Genomic DNA, 24798 nt, shown 5'->3' with positions numbered 1-24798 from the left:
CTCGCCCTCAATAAGTAGTGCTTTTATCCGGGAAATAATCCTGACCATATTTGTTCTTATGCGCGGGCACGCCACTTTCTACCAGTTGCAGAACACCCAGATCAGTTTGTGTTGGACCGATCCGCACAGTGCGGGTCAGACCATTCAATTGCTTTGAATCTACCCCTTCGGCCCAGACGTGCATCTCGTAGGTGCCTTGAGGAACGTCATGCAATTCAAAGCCTCCCTGTTGAGAAGAAACTCCGACATACGGCGTCGCAAGCGAAATAACGACAGCACTCATCTCCGGATGAATGTTGCAAAAAATATAAGACACACCTTCATGATCAAAGCGGACCGTCTTATTACTGCCCTCTTCATAGAGTCCGAGATCGAATCGCTTGCCATTGAATTGAGAGAAGACGTTATGGAAGAAGGGATCCATATTAGGGAAATCAACCGAGCTACCCAGAGGTATAACCAGCAGGTGTGGATGAAAACTCTTGTCTTTTTGCACGAGGCGAAAATGTCCGGGCTTTGCTGAGGCCGGTGGATCGTCCGATATGGGATTGAGCCAGATCACCACTCCGGATGACTGAACACGGGTTGCTTTCTGCTGGTCGACGTGAGTGAATTGAACCTGAGCGACTACATCGACAGGCAGAGCGCTGCCTGGCCTGCAAATGAGCAGCGTCACCAGAGCAGTGATGAATCGCGTGCGATGAAAACTCATAACATTGAACTAGAAAAGATATCCTGCGGCCAGGCCCAGGCTTTGATTTGAATTTCCATAGCCGCTGATCGGCCAGCTATGAATGTTTCTATATTCTGCAGAGAAGAGCAGGTATGTCTTGGGTCGGTAAATCACGTTTGCGAATCCAGTGCGATTTCGAGCCAGGTTCTGGTAATCATTTGTTTCCCCTTCCAGATCTGAGCCGCGAAGATCGAAGGCGAAAGCGTTATCTTCACCCATGGCAAAATTTGCTTCGATGGATCGAGTCATTCTGATTTTGAACTGCCCCCAGCCGCCCTCTGCATTCAACCCACGCTGGATTGTGTCGTTATCAAAAGGCGCATAATCCTTGAAGGCTCCGCCTCCGAGTCCGCCAATGCTACGCCCGCGATAGAACTCGCCTGAAAGCTCAAGCCTTTGCGTAAATGGAATTCTCCAGTCGACTGTGCTCGCCCAGGCGTCTAGATGATGCCCTTCCTCATAGGCTTGCCTGCTGTAGTAACCTCCGACGCCAAACTCTATCGTGCGATCTCCAACAGGTATAGACGAGCTGAGCCTGGTTTCGTATCCCGGTTGATGACTTTGCTCTGAGGGACTCGGTGTGCGCAGGTTGGCGTTGGTTGGCGGTCCGGGAGCAGCCACGTCCATCAAACCGGCTTCGATCCCCAGCTTGCGATTCGAAAGCAGAGAGGTGTCTTTGAATTGAAGCTGCGGCGACCACGTCCACAAATTCCCTGACCACGCGAGGGCAGGTTCGCCAACGCTGAGGAACGACGTCGGTTGAAGTGGAGAAACAAGAGGCCTGTCGAATGCAGCGATGAGCGAGCGGTGAGACCAGTCCAGATTTGCATGAGCGGTGCGCATGCGCAAAAGCCCGGCACTCGTCGTGTAGTCAGCGTATGCAATTCCGCCGAAGAAGTCGACGCTGATATCGGCAGAAGACCGAGCCCCCCATATGGAAGGCCCGGTTGCCTCAAGTCCAAGAATAGTCTGACGGGCGGTTGCGCTCAGACTGCCCTCCGGCTGGTTGCCGTATTGATGCCGCGCGATGATGGGCACGTCGATATTGTCGACATTGCTGCTGTTTAAGAGCGAAGTAAACAACAACATGCCGGAGATGCGAAGAGGATATTTTGACAAGCTCTCGATCTTTGCCTGATCGTGCTGCTTTACCTCTGCTTGCAGTACATCGGTGTCTTCCCGTAATTGCTGCACGCTGCCTTGAAGTGCGGAAGCAGCTTGCGTAGGCTCTTCACTTGAGCGTGACTGAGCGAGTTGTGCCCTCAATTCCTGCACTTCAGCACGCATCATCTCCATCTCGCGTTGCGACTGGTTCAGTTGATCGCGCATATTGTCCAGCGCATTCATAAGCTGGTCCATGCGTTGTTCCATCTGTCGGGTCGAACCATCGCCAGGCGCGGGAGTCGGTTGCGGGCTATTTTGCTGAGCCTCAACAATCCATGCACTGAGAAATGCTGCAAGTACAAGTATGAGGCGGCTGTGTCTCGATCTTTCGCGATTCATTTTGACATCCTTGAACAAGCGAGATCATTCCCGGGAATATTCTTAGTGGGGCATTGCAATGGGCTCGTGATGCTGCTGCGCTATTTCTGCGAGATTCTTTAAAGTGGCTTTGCAGAGTGAGAGCGAAAACACAGTTCGTCCAGGCTGGGACTCTTCAAGAGCTACATTTCCGCCGTGCTCCTGGGCGATTTTGCTGGCCAGCGTCAACCCAAGTCCCGCGCCACCTTGCTTTCCTTCGCTTACAAAGGGTTGAAAGAGTGTTATGCGAATTGAGTCAGGTACGCCGGGTCCATTATCAGTAATGTATAGCCTGATCCACTCTTCAGTTTCCCAAAGAGAGAGATGGACCGAGGCGGCATGTCCATTCACTTTCGCCGCTTGGCTGCCGTTTAGCAAAAGGTTGTAGATTGCCCGTTCAACTTTCAATGCGTCCATCCACACTTCAATTTGAGGCATGGCGTCAATAGCAAAAGTCACGTCCTTCGCATCCGGATGGGCTCGCACCAACTGTAAAGCGCGTTCTACAAGAAAAGGCAGAGATTCGTAGGTGGGTTGAAGAGCCTGCCCGGTTCTACTGAACAGCAGCAGGGAGTCAATCAACTCAGTCATTCCCTCTACGCCGAGGCGGACCTCAGCCAGCAGTTCCGCGCGCTCCGCCGGGCTGGCGGCATCATAGCCAAGAAACTCGGCATTCGCGTAGACAGCAGACAAATAATGTCTCAGGTCATGAGAAATCGAGCTGGCCATGCGCCCGATCGTCGCCAGTTGCTCCGAAGCAAGCAACTCCTGCTGCGTTTTTTGTAGACGTGTCCGCATCCGATCAAACGCCGTGCTGAGTTCCTGGATCTCTTTGGCGCCCTTGTTCTGGAATGGATAGTCAAAATTTCCTGCACCGAGTGCGCGCGCCCCGAGCACAAGAGTTTCAAGCGGAAGCGTAATCGTCCGCGAAATGTAAATCGCAAGTGCTCCACTTATCAGAAGAACGAAGGCAACCAGGGCAACAAGCAGGTGATTCAATTGCGTCAGATAGCGGCTTGCCTTGTCATACGACTTCAGAACGACAAGCTGGATGAGCGGATCTCCTGCGCCTGACAGTTTCACAGACGCTTGGATATAGTGCTCACGATCCAGCCAGAGGTCCGCGCTGTTGAACGGATGATTGAGCAGCGTTTCTTTCTGGTCGATGCTCGCTTGCTGGCGTTTTGCTGCCAATGTTGTAGCCACAATCTCGCCATCCGCAAAAAAAATTACCTCGGCCGCTGCAGATTCGCTTACCTCTCTCACTACCTGATTGTTGACGGCGTATCCCACTGCCACATAGCCGAGCCTTGTCCCTGAAAGCGCGGAGCCGAAGTAAATTGGCTGAGCGGAAACCTCGTACAGTTTTCCATCGCGTAAAACGTAATGGGACTCAGTAGAGGTAAAGTCAGCTTCGGTGATACCTTGCACGGTTTTCGTGCCGTCCCACGGCACGCCTTGTTGAAAGAGTGCAACAAGACCGCCATTCGCATCGGCCAGGGCGAAGAAGTCGCCGCCGCTCAGGCGATAAAAATCCTTCGCCCCGTCACGAATCGTTGGGCCATCCTCAGTCGTCATCAATGACTTCAGGACCGGAAGATCGGCCAGCAAGGCCGCCTCACGCGAAAGCATCTGCCTGCGCTGGACCTGAATATTTTGAAACGTAACGATCGAGTGTTCAAGATCCGAGGAGATTTCGTTACGAATCTGCTTCTCGATGATGGTGTGGACAGCCAGAAGGCTCAGCGCAGCCAGCCCGAAGGAGACAGACACGAGGCTCAGCAAAAGCGTCGTTCGCATTCGCATTGCCACCGGCGTTTCGCCTCCTGCCTTCTCTCGTCCCCTTAAGCTTGCGGACTCTGCACGAACCTGTAGCCTACTCCATGAACCGTGCAAAAATGAACTGGATTCGCAGGATCGATTTCAAGCTTCTGGCGGAGCTTAAGCATCTGGTTATCAACGGTCCGGGTTGAAGGATAGAAGTTATATCCCCAGACTTCGTTCAACAGTTCTTCGCGGCTGATCACGCGTTCCGCATTTTCGAGAAAAAATCTGAGCAGCTTGAACTCATGCGCCGTCAATGCGATCTTCTTTCCGCCCTTTGTCACTTCCATTTTGGCAAAGTCCACCTGCACATCGCCAAAGTGCGCGGCCGGGCCTGGCCGAGAGCGCCTGGATCGCCGTATCGCTGCCTGCACTCTTGCCAACAACTCTCTCGGGCTAAACGGCTTGGTCACGTAATCGTCAGCGCCAAGTTCCAACAGCAGCACCTTGTCGGCGACTTCAGAAATGGCGCTCAAGACCACAACCGGAGTGTCAGGAGAACTTTGCTTCATGGACTTGCACAATTCCCGCCCTGACATGCTGGGAAGCATCAGGTCCAGAACAACCGCATCCGGAGTGGATCCGCGAAAGATCTCCAACCCCTGCCTGCCGTCATTCGAACTCTTGATTTCGTATCCTTCGGAGGCAAACAGGCGCTGAACCGCCTTTTGTATCCGCGCATCGTCTTCGATAACCAGAATCGTACCCATGCACTGTCCAAACTGCCGGCGATCGATTTGTAACCCGGCAACGCTGTCATCATTGTCCTCTAGATTGATAGCTTTACCGAGCGGCATCCTATGGAAATGACAATCAGATGACAAAAGCGCGACATTCCGGAGAGGTGTTAAGCGGCGAAAATGAGCGAGATCAACCCGACTTCGGGCTCAAAGAAGAGGTCGCTGATAGAAACTACCGTGCGCTGAATGACGGCAGCCTATCAAGAATGAAAAAGCTCCAGTTCTGCCGGAGCCTTTCATTTATCTGGACAGTTCGTATGTTCAGACACCCAGCCGAAGCAATTCTTGCAGCCCGATTCGACTTTTTTATTCGTACGGAAAGCGCGCCCGGTTCAAAAACTCAAACTAGACTGGAGCCCGCGATTCTTAGCAGGTAATCGTTTGCCATATATCCGTTGAAATGCGGTATCGATGATGTCAATAATTGCACTAATAGTGCGGCCCACTTGATCAATCGTAAGGCCCATGGCTTCTTTAGGATGTGTCAGTGCATTTCGAAGCCTGATCCCATCTTTTAGATGGGACCACGTTGACGATTGATAATCAAAGGCGTCCTCCACTGAGCATCTAGTCCATAACAAGGCGATTCTGTCATCGATTCTCTGCATTTGAAGAGACTCCTGCAGTGTGAAGACCCCTTGGCGCAAATCCACTTTTCGCTCGGAAAGAAAGGCGCGCTCGTGAACGCTGAGATCGGTTCGTTCAAGTTGGTCATCCACTATTGAGTTGATATGGGCTTCGAGGGAAGAAAAGCCAAGACTAAGAGAGGCATGCAAGAATGCGTGTATCGCTGTATCGTCGGAGGTTTCCTGAGCTTTCTCTAAGAAGCGCTTGCTCTCTTCGAGTAGGATAGACGCTAACGCGTCGATATCGTTCATCTATTTCGCCCCTTTTTCGAGGCGCTGCACTTCAAGTTGGCTTTGCTTCGCATAATACTTGGCAATGGCTACCTCGATTGCGCTCTTCGTAATGCCGTCACCCTTTTCGGCCTGATAATAGAAGAGTTCGACTAGCCTCCCTCGCTCTTTTGCGTCAGTTCGTGTACCGAGACCACGGTAGTTCTCTGGGTCTGTCTTATGCCGTCCTTTTGCCAAAGCAGCTGAGTTGAGCGGATCGCCACTAGTTTTCTCGCTCAGCGCGAAATGGCGTTTTAGACGTGCTTCATTATCCGTCAGGAAACCTGCTACATAAGCCCAGGCTGCAAGGATGGCGATATTCATTGCCTTCTCGCGGTAGTCAGCGGGCCCCTTCCTGCTCTCAATAGCCTTCCTTTGGGCGGCAACAAGCTTTGCAAATTGCATTCCTGCTCTGCTGAGCCTAGAGTCCTCCCAAATCGAGGGCTTGTGGCTGCGCAATTTGTCCCATTCCACGCCATCGATTCCAACGCTTGGGATGATCGGAGATGTGTCAGTCGTATCGAAGGGTTGTCTGGAATGTTTGACGCCCTCATAGAAATTAATAATGAAGGTTCGTGCAAGGCGCACAGTAATTGGGCCACTCCGCTGCGCCTTGTCCCCGAAGTCCGACTCTTTAGCGAGTAGCCCCGTCTGATGGCACCATTTTCGTAGTTCTGGTCCTTTTACAGTCTCCAGCATCCGATCGTAAAGATCACCGGATACGGCAATTACCGTATTCGATACGACCTGAACGTCCAAACGCTGTTCTTGATCCAACGCGAAATAGACTTTGACTTCGTGAAATTCATCGATACCTTGTGCCAAGGCCTCTTTAATCGCTTCCGTCCTATGCTGTCCACCGATCACTCCGAGTGGCGAAGAAGGATTTTGCTGCGGATTAAATTCAGCGACTATGTTGCTGAAGCTCCGTCTCTGAGAGGCGTCTGACTTCATTCGCTCGAAGGCGACATGGTCATTCACTATCTCGCGGTTGGCCCGATATTCCCCTTGCTCGTCTGGGTCGAGAGGAACGTCAGTCGTCGAGCTTTCGATGAATTTTGAGGCCTTGATATGGGATTCGAAGTAATGGGCGCCCGTGCGATGGTCGACAAAAACGAGAATCTCGTTCAGGTTAGTTTCGATCGGAGCGAAGAGATCGATAAATTCGTTGACTAGCTTACTAACTTCTTCTTTCTTTTCTTCATTGCTATTTCCGATGAAGCGAATTCGAGTTCTTGTCACTTCGATATTGCTCTGCAAGGTATCGTTCATGGTTGCCAACTATAGTAATTGATCTAAGAATCACCTCGATTCAAAGGAAGTTGTCTGTTAGACCGTAGTTGTGGTTGCTGGGCCTTGCTCGCGCAAGCAAGCCGCACATGAACTTCGTTCATCTGCGTCCTTCGACTGCGCGCCTCGCGCTTCGCTCAGGATGGCGACGAATTTAAGCATCGGCACGATGCGGCGAGTAGTCGAAGTGCACATCTCGAAATGAAAAAGCCCCAAGTTCTGCTGGGGCTCTTTCGTTTGCCCCGGACGGCCAGTCGGCCGCCGGAGCATCTTTTCTGTTTTCTCGCTAGACCGTGACGGTTTGCTCTACGTTGACGTTGACCGGCGTAAGCCAGCCAAAGCGGTCGGGTTTGAGGCCGTTGGCTATGCCGAAGAATTCATCGGCCAGCTGCTTGGTGATGGGGCCGGGGTTGCCGTCGGCTACCGGGATGCGATCGATCGAGCGGATGGGCGTGACTTCGGCGGCGGTTCCGGTGAAGAAGACTTCGTCGGCGATATAGAGGAGTTCGCGCGGCAGAGCCTGCTCAACGACCGTAATGCCGAGGTGGCGCGCAAGGGTGAGCACCGAGTCGCGGGTGATGCCGGCGAGGACGGAGTTGGCCAGCGGCGAAGTGTAGATGACTCCGTTGCGCACGACGAAGAGGTTCTCGCCCGACCCTTCAGAGGCGTAGCCGTTTACGTCGAGGGCGATGCCTTCGGCGTATCCATTGATGTCGGCTTCCATGCGGATGAGCTGCGAGTTCATGTAGTTGGCGCCTGCTTTCGCGAGCGTTGGCAACGTGTTGGGCGCCGGACGGCTCCAGGAAGAGACGCAGACATCGGCGCCGTCATCTCCGGCGACGTACTTGCCCCAGGGGTAGTTGACGATGTAGACCTCAATGGGCGAGTTCTTCGGATTGACCCCAACTTCGCCGTATCCACGAAGAGCAATAGGCCGGATGTAGCAGGGCGCCACACCGTTAGCTTCGATGAGCTCGACGACGGCGTTCGAAAGCTGGTCGAGTGAATAGGGCAGCGTCATGCGGTAAATCTTGGCCGAGTCGATGAGGCGCTGCATATGCTCGGGCAGGCGGAAGACGGCTGCTCCTTGTGGCTGCCCGTAGCAGCGAATGCCCTCAAAGACGGACGAGCCGTAGTGGACTACGTGGCTCATGACGTGGATCTGGGCTTTATCCCAGGGGATGAGGTTGCCATTGTGCCAGATCTTGCTGGTGGGCTGAATGGGCATGCGAGGCGAGTGCTCCTTTCCTACTAGACGCCTTCATTATAACTTTGCTGGCGCAGGTTTGGCGCTGGTTTCGATGATTGTGCGGGCACTTTGGGTACGTCAAATCGGGGCATGCGCCTGACAGAAATATCGGTTGACAAATTTATATCTACATATGTAGAGTTTGCCCGTGAAGCTGAGACTGTCGCCGCAAACGCTGAGTGTTCTGGATGCCTTTCTTGATGCTCCGAAGGAGTGGAGGTACGGGTACGACATCAGCCGGGACACGGGGTTGAAGTCGGGTACGCTGTATCCGATCCTTATGCGGATGGCGGAGCGGAAGCTGCTGGAAACGTCGTGGGAGACAGTGGAAGAGGGCAAGCCGCCGCGGCACCTTTACCGGCTGACGCCGGATGGGATGCAGTTTACGCGCGAGCACCGGCGGTCGCGTGCAACGGGTTTGCGGCGTGCCGCGCTGGGCGAGGCGAAGGGCTGATGTCGCGCGTTCGTGGATTTGCGAAGTGGCTGCTGGAGTTCGTGCTGCGCTCCGCGCCCCGGCACTGCGAGCAGTGGGCTCGCGCGATGCTGCACGAACTGGATTTCATCGAGGGGGACTGGGCTGCGCTGTTCTGGGCTCTGGGCAGCGTGGCTGCGATTTTCAGGCATTGCGGGCGCGAGCTGGTGCGCATGGGTTTCAGGAGACGGGAGGAGGCGGATATGAAAGAGACGGCGAAGAACGTGGGGTGGGTGTTTGCTGGGGTCGTACTGTCGGCAGTGCTTGTGGTGTGCGCGGCGATGCTGTTCCACTTGGCAGAGTATTTCTATCCGCCGATGAACCAGAGCATTCCGTGGCCAACCTGGCTGGTGGTGTTTTTCCTGCCTGAGACGCTTTTTGTGATTGGCACAGTGCGCCTCTGGCACAAGCGGAAGCCGATGGCGGTGGGAGTTCTGCTGGCAGCGTTGATCTTTGCCACCCACTTTGCCATGCATATTGTGAGTCACTTCCGGGGTTAAGAGCAGTACCTCAATGACTAAAGCTGCCGAGTCATCGGTCGTTTTATTGCGAGGGCTGAAGCCCTCGCCTACCTCAATGCTGACTCTGGAGATGGTGCTAACTACGTGCTTTGTGGGAGCGCGGCTCCGCTCTTTTTCAGCTCCTTCTTGCGGCGATAAATAACAATCAAGCGCACGGCTAGAGCAATCGATCCGCCGATCGCGGTGGAAATGGCGCGGCGTTGAGCGACGAGTGGGCCGGGGACATTGTTGATCGAGAGCAGGAAGACGATGTATCCGGTAATGCAGACCGAGAAAAGCGCGTAGTTGACGTTGTTCGTCCCATAGGAGAACCACGCAAAGATCAGGGTGAAGGCTGCGAGCACGGTCGGGGACGGGCTTGGAAGCTGCGCGAGGCAGGAACTGACGACGATCGCTGCGGCGAAGGTGCCGACAAGGCGCGCGATGGCGCGGCTGACGGTATCCGTGATGCCGGGCTTGAGGACGAGCAGGGCGGTCATCGGAATCCAGTAGCCGCTGGGGAAATTCATGCGGCGGTAGATTTCGGTCGTGACCGCAAGCGTAACAGCCAGGCGTAAGGAGTAGGGGATCGCCGAACTCAGAAATCGGCGTCCCAGGATCGATTGCGTGGCCATCAGATAAGCAGAGCGCAGGGCAAGCTGCTCAGCGTGGACATATTGGGCGAGTGAAGCAAGATGGCCCCCGAGCTGACGGAAAAGCCGGAGCAAAATCGCACTGAAGGCGAGTTGGATGGTTCCACCGGCAAGGATGAGAAGAGCGCGGTTGCATGCGGGTCCCAAAGACGCCGGAAATGCTGAGGCGACGAGAAATGTAATGACGCATTGCTGGCCCACCCAGCTGTAGCCCTCCTCGCGCGTGGTGAGCATGCCGTAGCCGAAGGCCCAGAGCGCGGCTATGGGAACCAGCAAGTAATTCGTGTAGCCGATGATCACGCCGAGAAATGCAGCGAAGGTCATGCCGATGGAAACGAAGAGCATCGGCAGCAGGCGGGAGTCGTCAATACTCTGCTTTGCGCCAAAGCCGACGGTCATCGCGCCGCCGCCCGCGATCATGCCCGCTGCGGGATGGCCGAGCGCGACGCCTGCACCAAGGCAGATCGCGATGGCCGGCAGCAGCACAAGGTCGTCGCGAAAAGTCTGGTTGTGCCAGTTAAAAACGTAGCTGTCGGTGAAGTATCCGCCGCTTTGTGGTCGTGCCGATGGTTCTGATGTTGCAGGAAGCGGCATATATCCAATCTTAAAGTGTGCGTGGCTCGAAATGCTTGAGATTCGCGGTGTTCACTGCCATCATGGGGCATGAGAGAGACGCTGGAGCGACGAATCGATCAGGCTCTCAGCCGGATGCCTGCCGATCTTGTCATTCGCAATGCGCGGATTCTGGATCTCGTTACTGGCGAGCTTCGTGCCGGGGACATTGCGATTTGCGGCGATCGCATCGTCGGAACTCTTGACACATACAGCGGCGTGCGCGAGATCGACGCGAAGGGACGCATCGCTGTTCCCGGATTCATCGATAGCCACGTCCATTGTGAAAGCACACTTGTCACTCCCGGCGAGTTCGATCGCTGCGTTCTTCCCCGCGGGACTACGACCGCAATCTGCGATCCGCATGAGATCTGTAACGTGCTCGGGCAGGAAGGGCTCCAATATTTTCTCAATAGCGCAATGGGCACGGTGATGGATCTTCGGGTTCAGCTTTCTTCATGCGTACCTGCTACGAATCTTGAAACATCGGGTGCTCGACTTACAGTCCACGATCTGGCGCCGCATCGGCATCATCCAAAGGTGATCGGTCTCGCCGAATTCATGAATGTGCCCGGCGTTCTGAATAAAGACCCCGAGTGTCTGGACAAGCTGGCTGCGTTTGAGGGGCAACATATTGATGGGCATGCGCCGCTGCTCTCAGGGAAATCGCTGAATGCTTATCTAGCGTGCGGCGTTCGTAACTGCCACGAAACAACAAATATCAACGAGGGGCGCGAAAAGCTTTCGAAGGGAATGCAGGTGCTGATCCGCGAAGGCACGGTCTCGAAGGACCTGGCGGCGCTGGCTCCGCTGATCAGCGAATTCACCTCGCCCTTTCTGGGATTTTGTACGGACGACAGGAACCCACTGGATATTTTTGAGGAAGGTCATCTGGACTGCCTGGTTCGTCGCGCGATTGCTCTGGCTGCGCCGGTGGCCGCTGTCTATCGCACTGCGAGTTGGTCGGCTGCGCGTGGCTTTGGGCTGACGGATCGGGGACTGGTCGCGCCGGGGTATCTTGCGGATATTCTGCTGCTCGATGATCTCGAGACCTGCGCGGTCAGCATGGTCTTGCGTCGCGGCCGCGAAATTACAGCCGAGTCATTTGAGAACCGTTCGCTGCCTGTTCCGCATGGTGAGAACTCGATGCGGCTTGCGCGTGTAAGCGCGCGGCAATTTGCAGTGCTCGCTTCAGGGCCTTCAGCGCCGGTGATCGGAATTATTCCAGGCAAAATTCTCACAGAGCACTTGCAAGCAAGTCTGATCTATCGCGATGGAGAGCGTCACGCAGACCCGGCAAATGACCTGCTGAAAATCTGTATTGTGGAGCGGCATGGACGCAACGGCAACATCGGCCGCGGTTTTGTGAAAGGCTTTGGGCTGCGGCATGGAGCGCTGGCCTCGTCCGTTGGTCACGACAGCCACAATGTGTGCGTAGTGGGCAGCAATAATGAGGACATGGCACTCGCCGTGAATCGCTTGGTTGAACTGGGCGGCGGTTTCGTAGCCGTCCAAGGCGGAGCGGTGCGCGCAGAGTTGGCATTACCCTTTGCCGGATTGATGAGCCTGAACACCTTCGAGGATGTGAGGCACAAGCTTGAGGCTCTGCGTGCGGCGGTGCGAGCCATGGGCTGTCCGCTGCCTGATCCGTTTTTGCAGCTTGCTTTTCTGCAACTGCCGGTGATTCCGCATTTAAAGATTACAGATTTTGGGATGGTGGACGTGGACCGGTTTGAGTTGATTGAGGTTTAGATTGTGCTTCATAAGTATGAAGAAGTATGATCTGTTCAGGAGTAGTTATGGCCAGTATTGAGCGCATGACGATCACATTGCCTACTGAGATGGCGGGCATTGTGAAAGACGCCGTGGAGGGCGGGGACTACGCTTCTTCAAGCGAAGTGATTCGGGAAGCCCTGCGCGACTGGAAATTAAAACGTGAGCTGCGAATCCAGAAAATCGCTGAACTCAAGGCTGAAATTGACCGAGGTTTAGAGGATGTTGCGAAAGGCCGAGTCAAGAAATTCAATGCACAACGCATTATCCAACGCGGGAGAAAGTTATTAGCCGAACGACCCTCCGTCTAACGGACGCTGCTGCAAGTGACCTGGCGGAAATCTGGAAGCACATAGCAGTCGAAGCATCGGAGGAAATTGCGACGCGATTTTTAACCTGCGTCGTTGCGAGATTTGATCAGGTCTTACGGTTTCCAATGTCGGGAAGTCCGCGTCCGCAACTTGCAACGCATTTACGCGTGATCTTTCACGACAACTACGCGATTTATTACTTGCCTCGTCTGAACGAAATCGTGATCGTGCGGGTACTGCATGGTTCTCGCGATTTGGAAGCGATTGCAGAAGAGGAAGGGTTTGCGCTCTAAGGATGTATGAGCGCTGAACCCTCCCTGGAAAATTCATGGCTGTGTAGGACTTGGATGCGAGACTGTGCTGCCGTCCGTCATGCCGAGAACCCACTTCACAGCTTCAAAGTACATCTTCCGGATATCGGGATCGCTCCAGGCTTCTTCCGTGTGGCCGAGGGTCGAGTAGAAGACCCGGCCCTTGCCGTACATCTTCGACCATGCGACCGCGAAATCATGATCCGTTCGATGAATGCGCGGGTTGTTGTTGTAATCGAGCCTTGAGGGATCAAGGCTGAGCAGGACGTTAACTTTGTCGCGGGACCATTCCTTGGGCTGGTAGATCTCGTCGTACTTCACGAACTCATGAGGAAAGTGGCGGACAGCGGGGAAGTTCGGGTCCTCATTGATGATGGGCGCGTTGAAGGTCATCCAGGGATGCTGGTCAAACCAGCCGCCGATCATTTCGCCGTATTCGGGCCATTTGTAATTCGTATCGAGCGCCGCATGGATGCCGACAAAGCCTTTGCCGTCTTCCTTGATGAAGGACATCATGTCGGCTTTCTGGCTGTCGTCCATGTCCAGCTCGCCCGTGGTGCTGGTGAAGACGATGGCGTCAAAGTAGTTGAGATTTTTAGCGTTTCTATTGCCGAGGTCTTTCTTGGTGAGCAGTTCGGTGTCGGTGCGTAGCGTCGTGTCCCACAAGCCGCTCTCTTGTCCCATGTTGAAGATGGCCGCCATCGCATCGGGAACTGAATCGTGTTCGAAGCCTTTGGTTTCACCGATCACCAGCACGTGCTTGAGGTGAATGGTCTTTGCGTGGGGCACTGGTGGAACGAGCGGGTTTGCTGCCTGCTGCGCGTGGGATAGGGTCGCAAACAAGAGACAGAAAACAGTGATGAGGGAAAGGCGAAGAATGGTCCGGTAGCAGCGCAAGTGGTCTCCTCTTCTGTGAAAAATCGAGTCGGCGAGATTCTACACGGAATCGGTTTAGTTCTGCATGGCGAACTGATTGAGACGGCACTGAGATAGAACACGGACGGAGAACCGGCTTCTATCAGGCGATCCTCCATAGCCTTCTCATTCCTCGCGCAGCAATATCGCAGGATCGATCGAGAGAGCGCGACGCGCCGGGATCCACGTAGCGAGAAGCCCTACCAACGACATTGCCAGAACGACACCAGCCATGACCAGTGGATCGCGGGGCGAGGCTTCATACACGATAACCGCGAGAACCTTGCTTGCGAGGATTCCGAGAAACAGCCCCGCTGCCGAACCAAAAGCCAGCAATTTGAAAGCCCGTTCCAAGGCTGCCTTTAGCACTTCCTTCCGTGGTGCGCCGAGGGCAACGCGGATTCCTAATTCCCGGAGCCGCTTGCTGACAGAGTACGCGGCCATTCCGAAGATTCCGGTGATTGACAGCACGGCGCCCATCACGCCCAGCACGCCCAGCGATACTGCCGCCATCTGGGAGGGAAACAAAGCCCCGCCGATTTCATCGTATCGGGCCTCAATCTGAACAGGCAGTCCCGGATCCAGTTGCCCCAGCGTGCTTCTTATGGCTGTCCCCAGTTGCTGCGGGTCCCGCCGAGAGCGCACCACTATCCACGCGGAGTTCGATGGATATTGCAGGATCGGGAGAAACATCGCTGCCTGGGGGTCTTCGGTGATAGACCCGTACTTGCCGTCCTCGGCAATCCCTATTACCTGTATGCGCGATCCATCCGGCATCTTGTAATAGCTGCCCACAGCGTTTTCTGCTGAGCCAAAGAGTCTGCGCGCGAACTCCCGATTCACAACGGCAACGCGCGGCGAGTTTTTGTCGTCGTGCCATGTAAGTGCTCTGCCATACAAGAACGTAGTGCCCTCCGCCTGAAGGTACTCGGGAGATACGTGGTATATACAGGCGCTGGCTGCGGCATTCGATGCCCGCATGTCTATGGTTTTATCGGTAAAGACATTTGAGGAGTTCGAACCATTCAGCAGCAACGTGTCAGTCAATCCCGCGAACTCCACTCCGGGAATCGCTGCGATCGCATCGATCAGGCGTTTTTGCATCGGAGCAACTCGATTGCCGCTGTAACCTGCCATACTCAGGTCCGCGCCCACCAGCACGGCATTCCGTGGCTCAAAGCCGTAATTGCCGTGCAGAGCGTGTGCCAGCCCGCGCACGGCAACCAGCGAAGACGTGACGAGTACGGCGCAGATTGCGATTTGCACTGCGAGCAATATGTCCCGGACGGTCATTCGCCTCCCCACTCTCGCGGACGATCCGGACTTAACAACTTCATAGGGATTTGTGCGAAGCACCTGGTTCACCGGGACCACTCCGAAGAGGAATCCGCTGATGAAGCTCAGCAGCAAAGCCAGTCCATAAACGGTCGCGTCGGGGTTTACAGGGATATATATGGGGAAATTCCCGAACGGCTGCCATTGGCTCAGCCACCGCAACAGCAGAACGGCGGTCCACATTCCAACAGCGCCGCCAGCAAGCGAGATCAGCACAGCTTCGGTAAACAGTCCGCGCAAAATGCGTCTGCGGCTCGATCCGAGCGCAAGACGCAAGGCAACTTCACGCCCACGGTCAGCGGCACGGGCTGCAAACAGGCTGCCCAGATTGGCGCATGCGGCCAGCAGAATCAACCCTGATAACAACAACAATCCCGCAAGAAATTCCTGGGCCGGGCGGCCAAACTGATCGCCCAGAAGTCCGGGACGCGCCAAAGAGAATTTCGTATCGCGCTCGTCTTTGGGATACGTCTTCTCCAGGAACGAGCCAATCGAGTTTAGGTCCGAAGTTGCTTGTGCCCGAGTGACGCCGGCCTTCAAGTGACCGATGACCATGAAAATCCAGCGGTTTTCGCGGTCATTCAGAGCGGCCTCCGCAGCGAGCTGCTCATGGTTCACGATCGGTACATAAAAATTGGGAAAGGCGAAGACAATCGTCCCGCGGAATTCGGGCGGGGCTACGCCGAGAATCGTAAACGGATGTTTGTTGAGTTCAACGATGCGGCCTACAACACCGCGATCATCGTGAAAGCGGCTGTGCCAGAATGCATAGCTGAGCACGATATACGGAGCACTGTTCGCGCCATGCTCATCGGAGGCATGAAAGAAACGGCCGAGATACGGCCGAATGCTTAAAGCGTCGAAGTAGTTACCGCTCGCCTCCTCACCCCAGACAAGAGATGGATTTCTCCCGGTGTCCAGCGCCACCTCAAAGATTGCAAAGGCTGCCAAGTCATCAAAGCTGCGATTTCTTTCGCGAAAATCGATGTAATCGGGATACGACTGGCTTGTATCCTTGTCGCTCGCACGCTCGATGAGGTACAGATTCTGTGCTTGAGGCACATTCAGGGGACGCAGGATTATTCCGTTGATAACACTGAACACAACTGCATTTGCCCCGATGGCGAGAGCCAATGTCACAATGGCGGTCAGGCTGAATCCAGGCGACTTGCGCAATTGCCGAATTGCGTAGCGAAGATCCTGCAACCAGCTGATCATTTGGATTACTCCGTCAAAGACGGAGCAATTTTCGTTCCTTTTAGAAAAACAACAAAGGGACTGAAAAAGAATCAAATGGGCCAGTTACACGGTTAGTCAGAGGCAGTTGCTGTCCACTTGTAAGCCATTTGTGTTCGAAAGTGGACAGATGGTTTATTTAACGCATGGCAGTTGTGATACATTCGCGGGCGATGAAAAATTCACGTTTATTGCTTCTCCTATTGTGCGCGCCTCCGCTTGCGTTGTTGGCGCAGAGCGCTCCGCATGGTGTCCTGCTGGTTGCGAATCAGACAAGTCAGAATCTCAGCATCATCGACCCGGCAACGGAGAAGCAAATTGCCGCCGTTCCCGAAGACGCATACACCGGCCACGAAGTCGCAGCGTCTCCCGATGGGAAACTGGCTTTTGTGCCGATCTATGGCAACTCAGGCGTGGGCAAGCCAGGCACCGATGGCAGCACCATGGACGTCCTCGACATTGCCAGCCGCAAGCTGGTGAAGACGGTCAGCTTCGGTCATGGCGTGCGCCCGCATAAGCCTGTCTACGATCCAAACAGCGGGCTGCTCTACGTGACGACAGAGCTCGATAACTCAGTGACCGCGATTGATCCGAAAACGCTGAAGATTGTCGGCGCCATTCCAACGGGCGCGGCGGAAGCGCACATGCTGGCAATCACGGGCGACGGCCATTACGGCTATACCGCGAATGTCGGCCCAGGCAGCGTCTCAGTTCTCGATTTGAAAGCGCGAAAATTAGTCACGGTCATTCCGGTTGCGCCGACAGTGCAGCGTATCTCTCTCTCAAACGATGACAAACTGGTGTTCGTCGCTGACTACACGAAGCCACAGATGGCGGTAATCGATACGGCGACGAACAAGGTCAAGAACTGGATCGTCCTGCCTGCGATCGGCTACGGCACTGCGTCGACGAAAGACGGCAAGTGGCTGCTGGTTGCGATGACCTCAGCGAACAAAGTCGCGGTCGTCGATCTGTCCACGCTGAAAGTGGCGCGGACGATCGACGTACCGCAAGGGCCGACCGAAATTCTGGTACGGCCAGACAACGCCGTGGCTTATGTTTCGTGCGGGCATAGCAATCAGGTGGCTGTGATTGATCTTGCTGCCTGGCAGGCAAAGACCGCGATCGACGCCGGGAAAGGCGCGGACGGTCTGGCCTGGGCTCAATTCTGAGCCTACGACCTCCCGTCGAGAGCCTCTCGAAGCGCCTGCGGCAATCTGCTGGTGTCACGGGAAAGGATCGCGTCGCCCGTGAGACCGCTGGCGTGGAGATTTGCGTCGGCCAGATAAGCGATGAACTGCTGCGCATCCTGCCGCTTGATGCGTATCGCTGATTCGATCGCCGACTCAATCGAGTCGGAATGCGAAATCTCAAACAAAACAACATCATGGCGTACCTTGTGCCAGAGTTCCTCAAGATGGCCGTAATTCGTGGCTGTCTCAACATCAAAGCCAGCCTTAACTAACGAGGTCGTGACCGCGGAAACAAGATGTTGATTATCACTGCCGAGTATGATCCGGGGGGATTGAGAAAAAGTAAGAGTACCCATCGTTGATTGTTTTGCTCCTGTCTTTTTGGCGTTCCGACAGTTTCAGGTGTTATCCCAACCAGGATTGGTTGACGATGTCGGGGCCCATATGGAAAAGCAAACGGGCGCTTTCTCCGGGCGGAATGTTAAAAAGCAGGAGGCATGCCAAACTATTTCTGCATTAAATTATTGATTTCGCACATCATAAACAGATAGCGGCCAGGGCAACCTTTCAGGCAGTCGCAATCTATTCACCGTGTCGAGAAGTTTTGACATGGACTGCCCATAGTTATTTACATAAGTAATTTATTTTCTAGTATTTAACCAAGGGTCCTCCGGAAGGATGCCGCCTCGGTGAGATAAGGTATTTCATTGGATATGTATGGTCCGGCGAACACGGCATTGCATGAGCTTCAGCATTCCACCTATGTCCGGTTTTCGCTGCTGGCTTTCAGCTCAATTTTCTTTCTGGTCGATCCATTTGCGGCGATTGGGTCGTTTCTGGCGATTACGGCAGGTGCAAATCCGGCACGGCGCAGGCGCATGGCCTTCAAGGCGTCCCTGACATGCTTTATCGTGCTCACGGCTTTCGCCTTTGCCGGGCAGTTTATCTTCAGCCTCTTCGGCATCAAGCTGCCGGCCTTTGAGATCGCCGGCGGGCTGATTCTGCTGCTGATTGGCATTGACATGCTGGAAGCCAAGCGGTCGCCTACCCAGGAATCGTCTGACGAGACGACAGAAGCTGCGACCAAAGAAGATGCGGGTATTGTGCCGCTTGGGATTCCAATGCTCGCTGGGCCGGGCGCGATTTCAAGCGTAATGGTGCTGGTAGGGCAGGCTCCGAACCACTGGCAGATGTTCGCTATCATCGGTTCCATCGCAATCACTGCGGCTGTCAGCTATGGCGTGCTGAATGGAGCCGATCGCGTGCGCGGGATCCTGGGAGAGACAGGGATTCGCATTCTCGTGCGCATCATGGGATTGCTCTTGGTAGCGCTGGCTGTGCAGTTCTTTGTGAATGGGTTGACCGATCTTGGTGTGATCGCTCGGCAAGACTAAAACCTCCGCTGCGAGAGAAAGAAAATCCCTGCTGGTCATCGAGTTTTCTAAGGGAGCCTTTGGGCGAGCGGCTGCAGCATGCGCTTGATGGTCGCGATCGTTTGACGCGGGCCACCCAGGATCAGGATTGCAGCGATAAGAAGGAAGAGCAGCAGCTTACGCAGGTTCATCGGTCTGGTCGTCTCATGTTCTCGTGCTCATTGTGCGCCAAGCCTGATGCGAATGCCGCTGTTACTTTGATTTCGTCAACCCGCACTTCCTGCCGCAGCCAATCTTTGGTAATGCCGGTTTTGAGACCAAACCCGGTCGTGTTACCGAGCTGGCCCTGCGGAAGAAATGCCACGTTTCTCATTCAAACGGATGCTCTCCGCTGCTTGCGGAGGATTTGGCCACGAAGGACAATTCGTCTAGGTGACTTCGTGAAGATCAGATCCACTTTCCTCAGTCCTGTCCTTCTTCTCATTGCAGTCGCAACTGCCCTTCCCGCGCATGCCCGTTTTGCGCAGCCTCCTCCATGTAAGAACGCCTTTACTCCTGATCGTGAGATTACTGAAGGCAAGAAAGCAGCAGCCCAGGTTTACAAAGAGATGCCGGTGCTGCCCGATTCGAATCCGGTAACGCAGTATGTGCAGCAACTGGGGGCGAAGCTGGTGCAGTTTGCTCCGGGGTATGCGTGGCCCTATTCGTTTCATGTCGTCAATCAAGCCGATATCAACGCGTTTGCGCTGCCGGGTGGGCCGATCTTCGTCAACTTAGGCACGATTCAAGCAGCGGAGACCGAGGCGCAGCTTGCGGGCGTGATGGCGCACGAGATTTCGCATGTCGTGATGCGCCATGCGACCTGCAATATCACCAAGCAGCAGGGGCAGGCTCCGTGGTGGGCTTTGGGGCAGCTGGCGGCGGGCGTATTGCTCCCCGGTGCTGGTGGAGCGATTGCGGCGGAGGGAGTAGGCGCTGCGGCCGGCATGACGTTCCTCAAGATGGGGCGCGATGCAGAGAAGCAGGCCGACCTGATGGGCACCGATATCGCGTATGACGCTGGGTATGATCCGCGCGGGATGGTGCAGTTCTTCGAGATTATTCAAGGCAAGTATGGTCAGGGCGGGACGCAGTTTTTGAGCGACCACCCCAATCCCGGCAACCGCACGGAGTATGTCAACGCCGAGATCGCGACCCTGCCGCCGCGCACGCAGTGGGTGAAGACGACGCCTGAGTTCCAGAAGATTCACAAGCTGGTGACGAGCATGCACGCGTACTCAGCAAAAGAGATTTCAAGCGGCGCATGGAAGGGGCACAGCGCCAACGCTCCTCCTGCAACAGCAGCTTCAAATCCCGGAAGCTTTGAACCCAACGGTCAATGGACGATGCTCGATGGTGCGGGGTTTTCCGTGCAGTATCCGGCGAACTGGCAAGCAGTCGAAAAGGCTGGCGTTGGCGCAACCATTGCGCCTCAGAATGGCGTAGTCGCTACCGCGACGGACGGCAACACGGTGATCTATGGCCTGATCATCGATGATTTCCAGCCGCAACAGGCGTCCGATATCGGCTCGGCGACGCGGCAATTGATTGCTTCAATCCAGCAGGGAAACAGCGGCATGAAAGCCACCACCGACGTCGACGAGATTCGCGTGAACCAGCGTGATGCGCGGAGCATCGAGTTCGAGAATCAGGGAGCATCGGCTGGCGGCGGAACCGAGCATGACTGGCTGGTAACAGTGGCGCGCGATGATGGGTCATTGAGCTACATGGTGTTCGTTGCGCCGCAGAAGGATTTCGAGACGCTGCGTCCCGTATACGAGCAGATGCTCAGGACATTTCGGGTGAAAAGCTGATCAATTTTTCCAGGTAGGATGCTTTGGATTCGTCCCTGGCTGGCAGCAAGATCAGGCTGCTTGCCAGCCGGGACAATTCTTTAAGATTGACAAACAATCGAACCATTCATGCCATTCGGGTAAAAACCACCCGAGCAGCGGCCGCCGTGGTAAACGATGTTCAGTACCTGCGACACTGTGCGCGGAATGCTCAATCCCTTTGCGTTATCGTCGTAAGGAGCCTTCGGCGTTGGGGGGATGTCAAGCGAATCCACAGCTGGACTGCTGACTGCGTTCTGGATACAGGCGAGTCGAAGTGAACCGGAATGTTGCGCTTCAACCCCCAGGATCGCTGCGGCCGCCGAGAGATAAGTGCGGTTGCTGATGAGTGGAGCAGCGCCCAGGTAGGCACTTACTCCTACATCTTCAAATTGTCTCGCCAATTTCAGCCAGCTATTGACGCTGGAAAAACCGTATCCAAGAGCATTGAGGTCAATTGCAGGTTTTTTGGCTGCCGAAGAGCCGAGGGCTGTGCGCAGGAACCGAACATGGTTGATTTCATCGTTGCGCAATGCGGTGGCGAGTACCGCCTGCGGCGAGGAGGAAAATTCCTTCACCATGTTGCCACCGGTTGTAGGCCCTGTCGTGTCGGCCTCAGGGATGACTCCCAGCGTCACCAAAGTCGCGCCATACGTGGCGACGGCATAAAACTCAGCCTCAAGGTATTCGAGGTTTAGAGCAAAGTTGAGAATATCGGCGTCGCTATACGCGGCGGCGCTTACGGTTTGCTCAGCGCTTCCAAACTTGCTATCGATGACGGCTGTGGTTGCAAGGCCGATTCCCGCGATTCCCGCCCCTTTTAAAAAAGAGCGACGATTGGCTGTGAAACGAGCTACTGTGTCCATTCGCATTTTGCGGTCTCCTGAAGTGTGTTGTCGTGAGTTTGTGAGGTGCATGGGCAGCGAGAAGTAGGCGGCCACACGCAGACGGGTGCGAGGCTTTCAGGTGCACAGCTTCACGGCACCCTTACTTTCCCTTGCTGGCTTGCGAGACGTTATCGGAGGTGGATCGTCAAGTGGACCTAGAGCGGCAGATGCCCTCGGGTAAGTCGTCGTGCATTGGATTGAAGAGGCAACCACAAGGGTTGACTGGGTATTGCGATCTGACGCGATATGACGTCACGGTAGCGGAAGCCGGTGCGGCAACCCGGCAGTTCATCGCTTCGATCCAGCAGGGAAATAGCGGAATGAAGGCGACCACCGGCGTCGACGAGATGCGCGTGAATCAGCGTGAGGCGCGGAGTGTTGAGTTTCAGAACCAGGGAGCGTCGGCTGGCGGTGGAATGGAGTATGACTGGCTGGTGACGGCAGCACGCGATGATGGGTCGTAGAGTTATCTGGTGTTTGTTGCTCCGCAGAAGGATTTTGAGACGTTGCGGCCCACGTTTGAGCAGATGTTGCGGACGCTCAAGGTGAAGAGCCGGTGCTGTGCACTTCGCGCGTGCTTGGGAAAAGCAGATCCTTCGCTTCGCTCAGGATGACAGCCCTGGATTGGCGATCGCTAGAGCCGCATAAACACTGGTCAAGCTCCTCTTTTCAACAGGCATTAACAGTTTTCAACAGTTGCAGTGGGGTCGCTCTGGTTGATAGTATTCATCTTGTCGCTACGAGGTTAACAAGGCGCTGAACAAGCGCATGTTGCTGCGAGCAGATGAGCTTGCAAGATGAGGCTGTCTGCGATAAGATGAGAAGCGATACGAAAAGCAGTGGCAAGTTGCTTCGCTCCCGGCCAGATGTTGGTGGTTTGAGTAGATAGCGAAGCTCAGGGTGATGGTTCGACAGCCGCAATGAGCGGCATTCAGAGCGAACAATCCATTGCAGGTTGGGAGTAAATCTCCCACAGGGCTGAGTGCCCGGCAGTAAAGCACGCTTTGCTGCGGATCTTTTAAAGTTTGGCGCTGTGCGGAATTTGCCGGGTGTGAGCCCGGTGACGATGCGAAGTGGTAGTCAGTAAGTCGGCGGATCAAGATAGATCGCACTTATGTGACGTTTGAATGACAAGTAAATGAAAAAGTTTACAAAATCGTTTGACGGATGCTTCAAACTTCGATAGTCTTAAAAAGTTCGCGCAAAAACGGCGCAACAAGTTCGAGGACGCACGACACGGTCGTGCTCTCGATCCAAAAGCAGCCCGCTCAGGCGGTCACTGTTGAGGATCTTTGACAATCAGGTTGAACATGCCAGTCGTGAGAATGGAAGAAGATCGGTTTGATCATTCTCACTATATTATGCTCTGCAATCTTTCGAGCATTGCAGGGCGATTGCCCCGCTGACCTCCGTCAGTCGGGTGCAATCATCAGGTTTCAAACGAGAGTTTGATCCTGGCTCAGAATCAACGCTGGCGGCGTGCCTAACACATGCAAGTCGAACGAGAAAGTGGAGCAATCCATGAGTAAAGTGGCGCACGGGTGAGTAACACGTGACTAACCTACCCTTGAGTGGGGAATAACTTCGGGAAACCGAGGCTAATACCGCATAACACCTACGGGTCAAAGGAGCAATTCGCTTAAGGAGGGGGTCGCGGCAGATTAGTTAGTTGGCGGGGTAATGGCCCACCAAGACGGTGATCTGTATCCGGCCTGAGAGGGCGCACGGACACACTGGAACTGAAACACGGTCCAGACTCCTACGGGAGGCAGCAGTGGGGAATTTTGCGCAATGGGGGAAACCCTGACGCAGCAACGCCGCGTGGAGGATGAAGTCTCTTGGGACGTAAACTCCTTTCGATCGGGACGATAATGACGGTACCGGAAGAAGAAGCCCCGGCTAACTTCGTGCCAGCAGCCGCGGTAATACGAGGGGGGCGAGCGTTGTTCGGAATTATTGGGCGTAAAGGGTGCGTAGGCGGTTCGGTAAGTCTTGTGTGAAATCTTCGGGCTCAACTCGAAGTCTGCACGAGAAACTGCCGGGCTTGAGTGTGGGAGAGGTGAGTGGAATTTCCGGTGTAGCGGTGAAATGCGTAGATATCGGAAGGAACACCTGTGGCGAAAGCGGCTCACTGGACCACAACTGACGCTGATGCACGAAAGCTAGGGGAGCAAACAGGATTAGATACCCTGGTAGTCCTAGCCCTAAACGATGATCGCTTGGTGTGACGGGTACCCAATCCCGCCGTGCCGAAGCTAACGCGTTAAGCGATCCGCCTGGGGAGTACGGTCGCAAGGCTGAAACTCAAAGGAATTGACGGGGGCCCGCACAAGCGGTGGAGCATGTGGTTTAATTCGACGCAACGCGAAGAACCTTACCTGGGCTCGAAATGTAGTGGACCGGGGTAGAAATATCCCTTCCCAGCAATGGGCCGCTATATAGGTGCTGCATGGCTGTCGTCAGCTCGTGTCGTGAGATGTTGGGTTAAGTCCCGCAACGAGCGCAACCCTTATTACCAGTTGCTACCATTTAGTTGAGCACTCTGGTGAGACCGCCTCGGATAACGGGGAGGAAGGCGGGGATGACGTCAAGTCCTCATGGCCTTTATGTCCAGGGCTACACACGTGCTACAATGGCCGGTACAAACCGTCGCAAACCCGTGAGGGGGAGCTAATCGGAAAAAGCCGGCCTCAGTTCGGATTGGAGTCTGCAACTCGACTCCATGAAGCTGGAATCGCTAGTAATCGCAGATCAGAACGCTGCGGTGAATACGTTCCCGGGCCTTGTACACACCGCCCGTCACATCACGAAAGTGGGTTGCACTAGAAGCAGGTGAGCCAACCGCAAGGGGGCAGCCTTCCAAGGTGTAATTCATGATTGGGGTGAAGTCGTAACAAGGTAGCCGTAGGAGAACCTGCGGCTGGATCACCTCCTTTCTAAGAGAGAACCTTATGGCAAGCTTATGTATCCGCGATGGCGGACGGCGAAAGCCGCGCATAAGATGTGCCATACACCCTTCGACTCGAGTCCCTGACTCAAGTTGAAGGAGCCTGAATCAAACCATCTCTGCTTCTTCCTGCTTCAAACGATGGTCATCGGTGGC

The 24798-nt window shown here is 54.9% G+C and carries 23 protein-coding genes and 1 rRNA gene; 10 read left to right on the top strand and 14 right to left on the bottom strand.

Going from position 1 to position 24798, the window contains the following annotated elements; all coding sequences use genetic code 11:
• Positions 1-7: 7 nt before the first annotated feature.
• The 7 genes from H7849_RS16660 to H7849_RS16630 all read right to left on the bottom strand — a co-directional run bounded on the left by H7849_RS16660 (position 8) and on the right by H7849_RS16630 (position 8232).
• The gene (locus H7849_RS16660; RefSeq protein ID WP_251106321.1) at positions 8-712 is read right to left on the bottom strand and encodes a cupredoxin domain-containing protein; all 705 of its coding nucleotides are present in this window, start codon (positions 710-712) and stop codon (positions 8-10) included.
• Between the two features lie 9 nt (positions 713-721).
• On the bottom strand, positions 722-2236 hold the full coding sequence (locus tag H7849_RS16655) for a hypothetical protein (RefSeq protein WP_186740818.1): 1515 nt from the start codon (positions 2234-2236) through the stop codon (positions 722-724).
• 42 nt (positions 2237-2278) lie between these two features.
• On the bottom strand, positions 2279-4054 hold the full coding sequence (locus H7849_RS16650) for a sensor histidine kinase (RefSeq protein WP_186740816.1): 1776 nt from the start codon (positions 4052-4054) through the stop codon (positions 2279-2281).
• 44 nt (positions 4055-4098) lie between these two features.
• Entirely contained in the window at positions 4099-4788 is a 690-nt protein-coding gene (locus H7849_RS16645; RefSeq protein ID WP_186740814.1) for a response regulator transcription factor, read from the bottom strand.
• A 362-nt stretch (positions 4789-5150) separates the two neighbouring features.
• Positions 5151-5696: a hypothetical protein gene (locus tag H7849_RS16640; RefSeq protein ID WP_186740812.1), complete on the bottom strand. Its 546-nt coding sequence runs from the start codon at positions 5694-5696 to the stop codon at positions 5151-5153.
• Positions 5697-6986, bottom strand: coding sequence for a hypothetical protein (locus H7849_RS16635; RefSeq protein ID WP_222439671.1), 1290 nt, complete (start codon positions 6984-6986; stop codon positions 5697-5699).
• A gap of 304 nt (positions 6987-7290) precedes the next feature.
• The gene (locus tag H7849_RS16630) at positions 7291-8232 is read right to left on the bottom strand and encodes a branched-chain amino acid transaminase (protein WP_186740810.1); all 942 of its coding nucleotides are present in this window, start codon (positions 8230-8232) and stop codon (positions 7291-7293) included.
• A gap of 169 nt (positions 8233-8401) precedes the next feature.
• On the opposite strand from H7849_RS16630, the gene H7849_RS16625 reads away from it, so the two are divergent.
• The gene (locus H7849_RS16625) at positions 8402-8707 is read left to right on the top strand and encodes a PadR family transcriptional regulator (RefSeq protein WP_186740808.1); all 306 of its coding nucleotides are present in this window, start codon (positions 8402-8404) and stop codon (positions 8705-8707) included.
• Positions 8707-9225 (top strand): hypothetical protein, encoded by a 519-nt coding sequence (locus H7849_RS16620; RefSeq protein ID WP_186740806.1) that lies wholly within the window; start codon positions 8707-8709, stop codon positions 9223-9225. Before H7849_RS16625 ends, H7849_RS16620 begins: the two co-directional genes overlap by 1 nt.
• A gap of 101 nt (positions 9226-9326) precedes the next feature.
• Here the strand turns inward: H7849_RS16620 and H7849_RS16615 are convergent, their stop codons facing one another.
• Complete coding sequence (locus H7849_RS16615) at positions 9327-10472, bottom strand: FUSC family protein (RefSeq protein ID WP_186740804.1); 1146 nt, start codon at positions 10470-10472, stop codon at positions 9327-9329.
• Between the two features lie 69 nt (positions 10473-10541).
• Between H7849_RS16615 and ade the strand changes: the two genes are divergently transcribed.
• From ade to H7849_RS27540, 3 genes are read left to right on the top strand one after another with little or no spacing between them, the layout of a single operon-like run.
• Positions 10542-12242, top strand: coding sequence for an adenine deaminase (gene ade / locus H7849_RS16610; protein WP_186740803.1), 1701 nt, complete (start codon positions 10542-10544; stop codon positions 12240-12242).
• Positions 12243-12289: 47 nt separating this feature from the next.
• Complete coding sequence (locus H7849_RS16605) at positions 12290-12574, top strand: ribbon-helix-helix domain-containing protein (protein ID WP_186740801.1); 285 nt, start codon at positions 12290-12292, stop codon at positions 12572-12574.
• Complete coding sequence (locus tag H7849_RS27540) at positions 12511-12867, top strand: type II toxin-antitoxin system RelE/ParE family toxin (RefSeq protein ID WP_186747609.1); 357 nt, start codon at positions 12511-12513, stop codon at positions 12865-12867. Before H7849_RS16605 ends, H7849_RS27540 begins: the two co-directional genes overlap by 64 nt.
• Positions 12868-12900: 33 nt before the next feature.
• On the opposite strand, the gene H7849_RS16595 is transcribed toward H7849_RS27540, so the two are convergent.
• Both H7849_RS16595 and H7849_RS16590 read right to left on the bottom strand, forming a co-directional pair.
• The gene (locus tag H7849_RS16595) at positions 12901-13782 is read right to left on the bottom strand and encodes a ThuA domain-containing protein (protein WP_186740800.1); all 882 of its coding nucleotides are present in this window, start codon (positions 13780-13782) and stop codon (positions 12901-12903) included.
• 144 nt (positions 13783-13926) lie between these two features.
• On the bottom strand, positions 13927-16353 hold the full coding sequence (locus tag H7849_RS16590) for an ABC transporter permease (protein WP_186740799.1): 2427 nt from the start codon (positions 16351-16353) through the stop codon (positions 13927-13929).
• 164 nt (positions 16354-16517) lie between these two features.
• Between H7849_RS16590 and H7849_RS16585 the strand changes: the two genes are divergently transcribed.
• Positions 16518-17543, top strand: coding sequence for a cytochrome D1 domain-containing protein (locus H7849_RS16585; RefSeq protein ID WP_251106320.1), 1026 nt, complete (start codon positions 16518-16520; stop codon positions 17541-17543).
• 2 nt (positions 17544-17545) lie between these two features.
• On the opposite strand, the gene H7849_RS16580 is transcribed toward H7849_RS16585, so the two are convergent.
• The gene (locus tag H7849_RS16580) at positions 17546-17920 is read right to left on the bottom strand and encodes a hypothetical protein (protein ID WP_186740798.1); all 375 of its coding nucleotides are present in this window, start codon (positions 17918-17920) and stop codon (positions 17546-17548) included.
• Positions 17921-18277: 357 nt separating this feature from the next.
• On the opposite strand from H7849_RS16580, the gene H7849_RS16575 reads away from it, so the two are divergent.
• On the top strand, positions 18278-18958 hold the full coding sequence (locus H7849_RS16575; protein ID WP_186740797.1) for a MarC family protein: 681 nt from the start codon (positions 18278-18280) through the stop codon (positions 18956-18958).
• A gap of 47 nt (positions 18959-19005) precedes the next feature.
• Here H7849_RS16575 and H7849_RS27120 read toward each other — a convergent pair whose 3' ends face one another.
• Together H7849_RS27120 and H7849_RS16570 are read right to left on the bottom strand one after the other, a co-directional pair.
• On the bottom strand, positions 19006-19128 hold the full coding sequence (locus tag H7849_RS27120; RefSeq protein ID WP_285288896.1) for a hypothetical protein: 123 nt from the start codon (positions 19126-19128) through the stop codon (positions 19006-19008).
• Positions 19125-19310: a hypothetical protein gene (locus H7849_RS16570; protein WP_186747921.1), complete on the bottom strand. Its 186-nt coding sequence runs from the start codon at positions 19308-19310 to the stop codon at positions 19125-19127. Before H7849_RS16570 ends, H7849_RS27120 begins: the two co-directional genes overlap by 4 nt.
• 67 nt (positions 19311-19377) lie before the next feature.
• Here H7849_RS16570 and H7849_RS16565 point away from each other — a divergent pair, with 67 nt between their 5' ends.
• Positions 19378-20790: a M48 family metallopeptidase gene (locus H7849_RS16565; RefSeq protein ID WP_251106319.1), complete on the top strand. Its 1413-nt coding sequence runs from the start codon at positions 19378-19380 to the stop codon at positions 20788-20790.
• An 80-nt stretch (positions 20791-20870) separates the two neighbouring features.
• Here H7849_RS16565 and H7849_RS16560 read toward each other — a convergent pair whose 3' ends face one another.
• Positions 20871-21680 carry a ferritin-like domain-containing protein gene (locus H7849_RS16560; protein ID WP_186740795.1) on the bottom strand — a complete coding sequence of 270 codons (810 nt, stop codon included), beginning with the start codon at positions 21678-21680 and terminating at the stop codon, positions 20871-20873.
• A gap of 164 nt (positions 21681-21844) precedes the next feature.
• On the opposite strand from H7849_RS16560, the gene H7849_RS16555 reads away from it, so the two are divergent.
• A complete protein-coding gene (locus tag H7849_RS16555; RefSeq protein ID WP_186740794.1) occupies positions 21845-22159 on the top strand; it encodes a hypothetical protein in 315 nt (104 codons plus the stop codon).
• A 972-nt stretch (positions 22160-23131) separates the two neighbouring features.
• Positions 23132-24631, top strand: a 16S ribosomal RNA gene (locus H7849_RS16550).
• Positions 24632-24798: the final 167 nt, after the last annotated feature.

The organism is Alloacidobacterium dinghuense (genome assembly GCF_014274465.1).
GTDB classification, from domain to species: Bacteria; Acidobacteriota; Terriglobia; order Terriglobales; family Acidobacteriaceae; genus Alloacidobacterium; species Alloacidobacterium dinghuense.
This window is presented reverse-complemented; position numbering and strand designations above follow the sequence as displayed.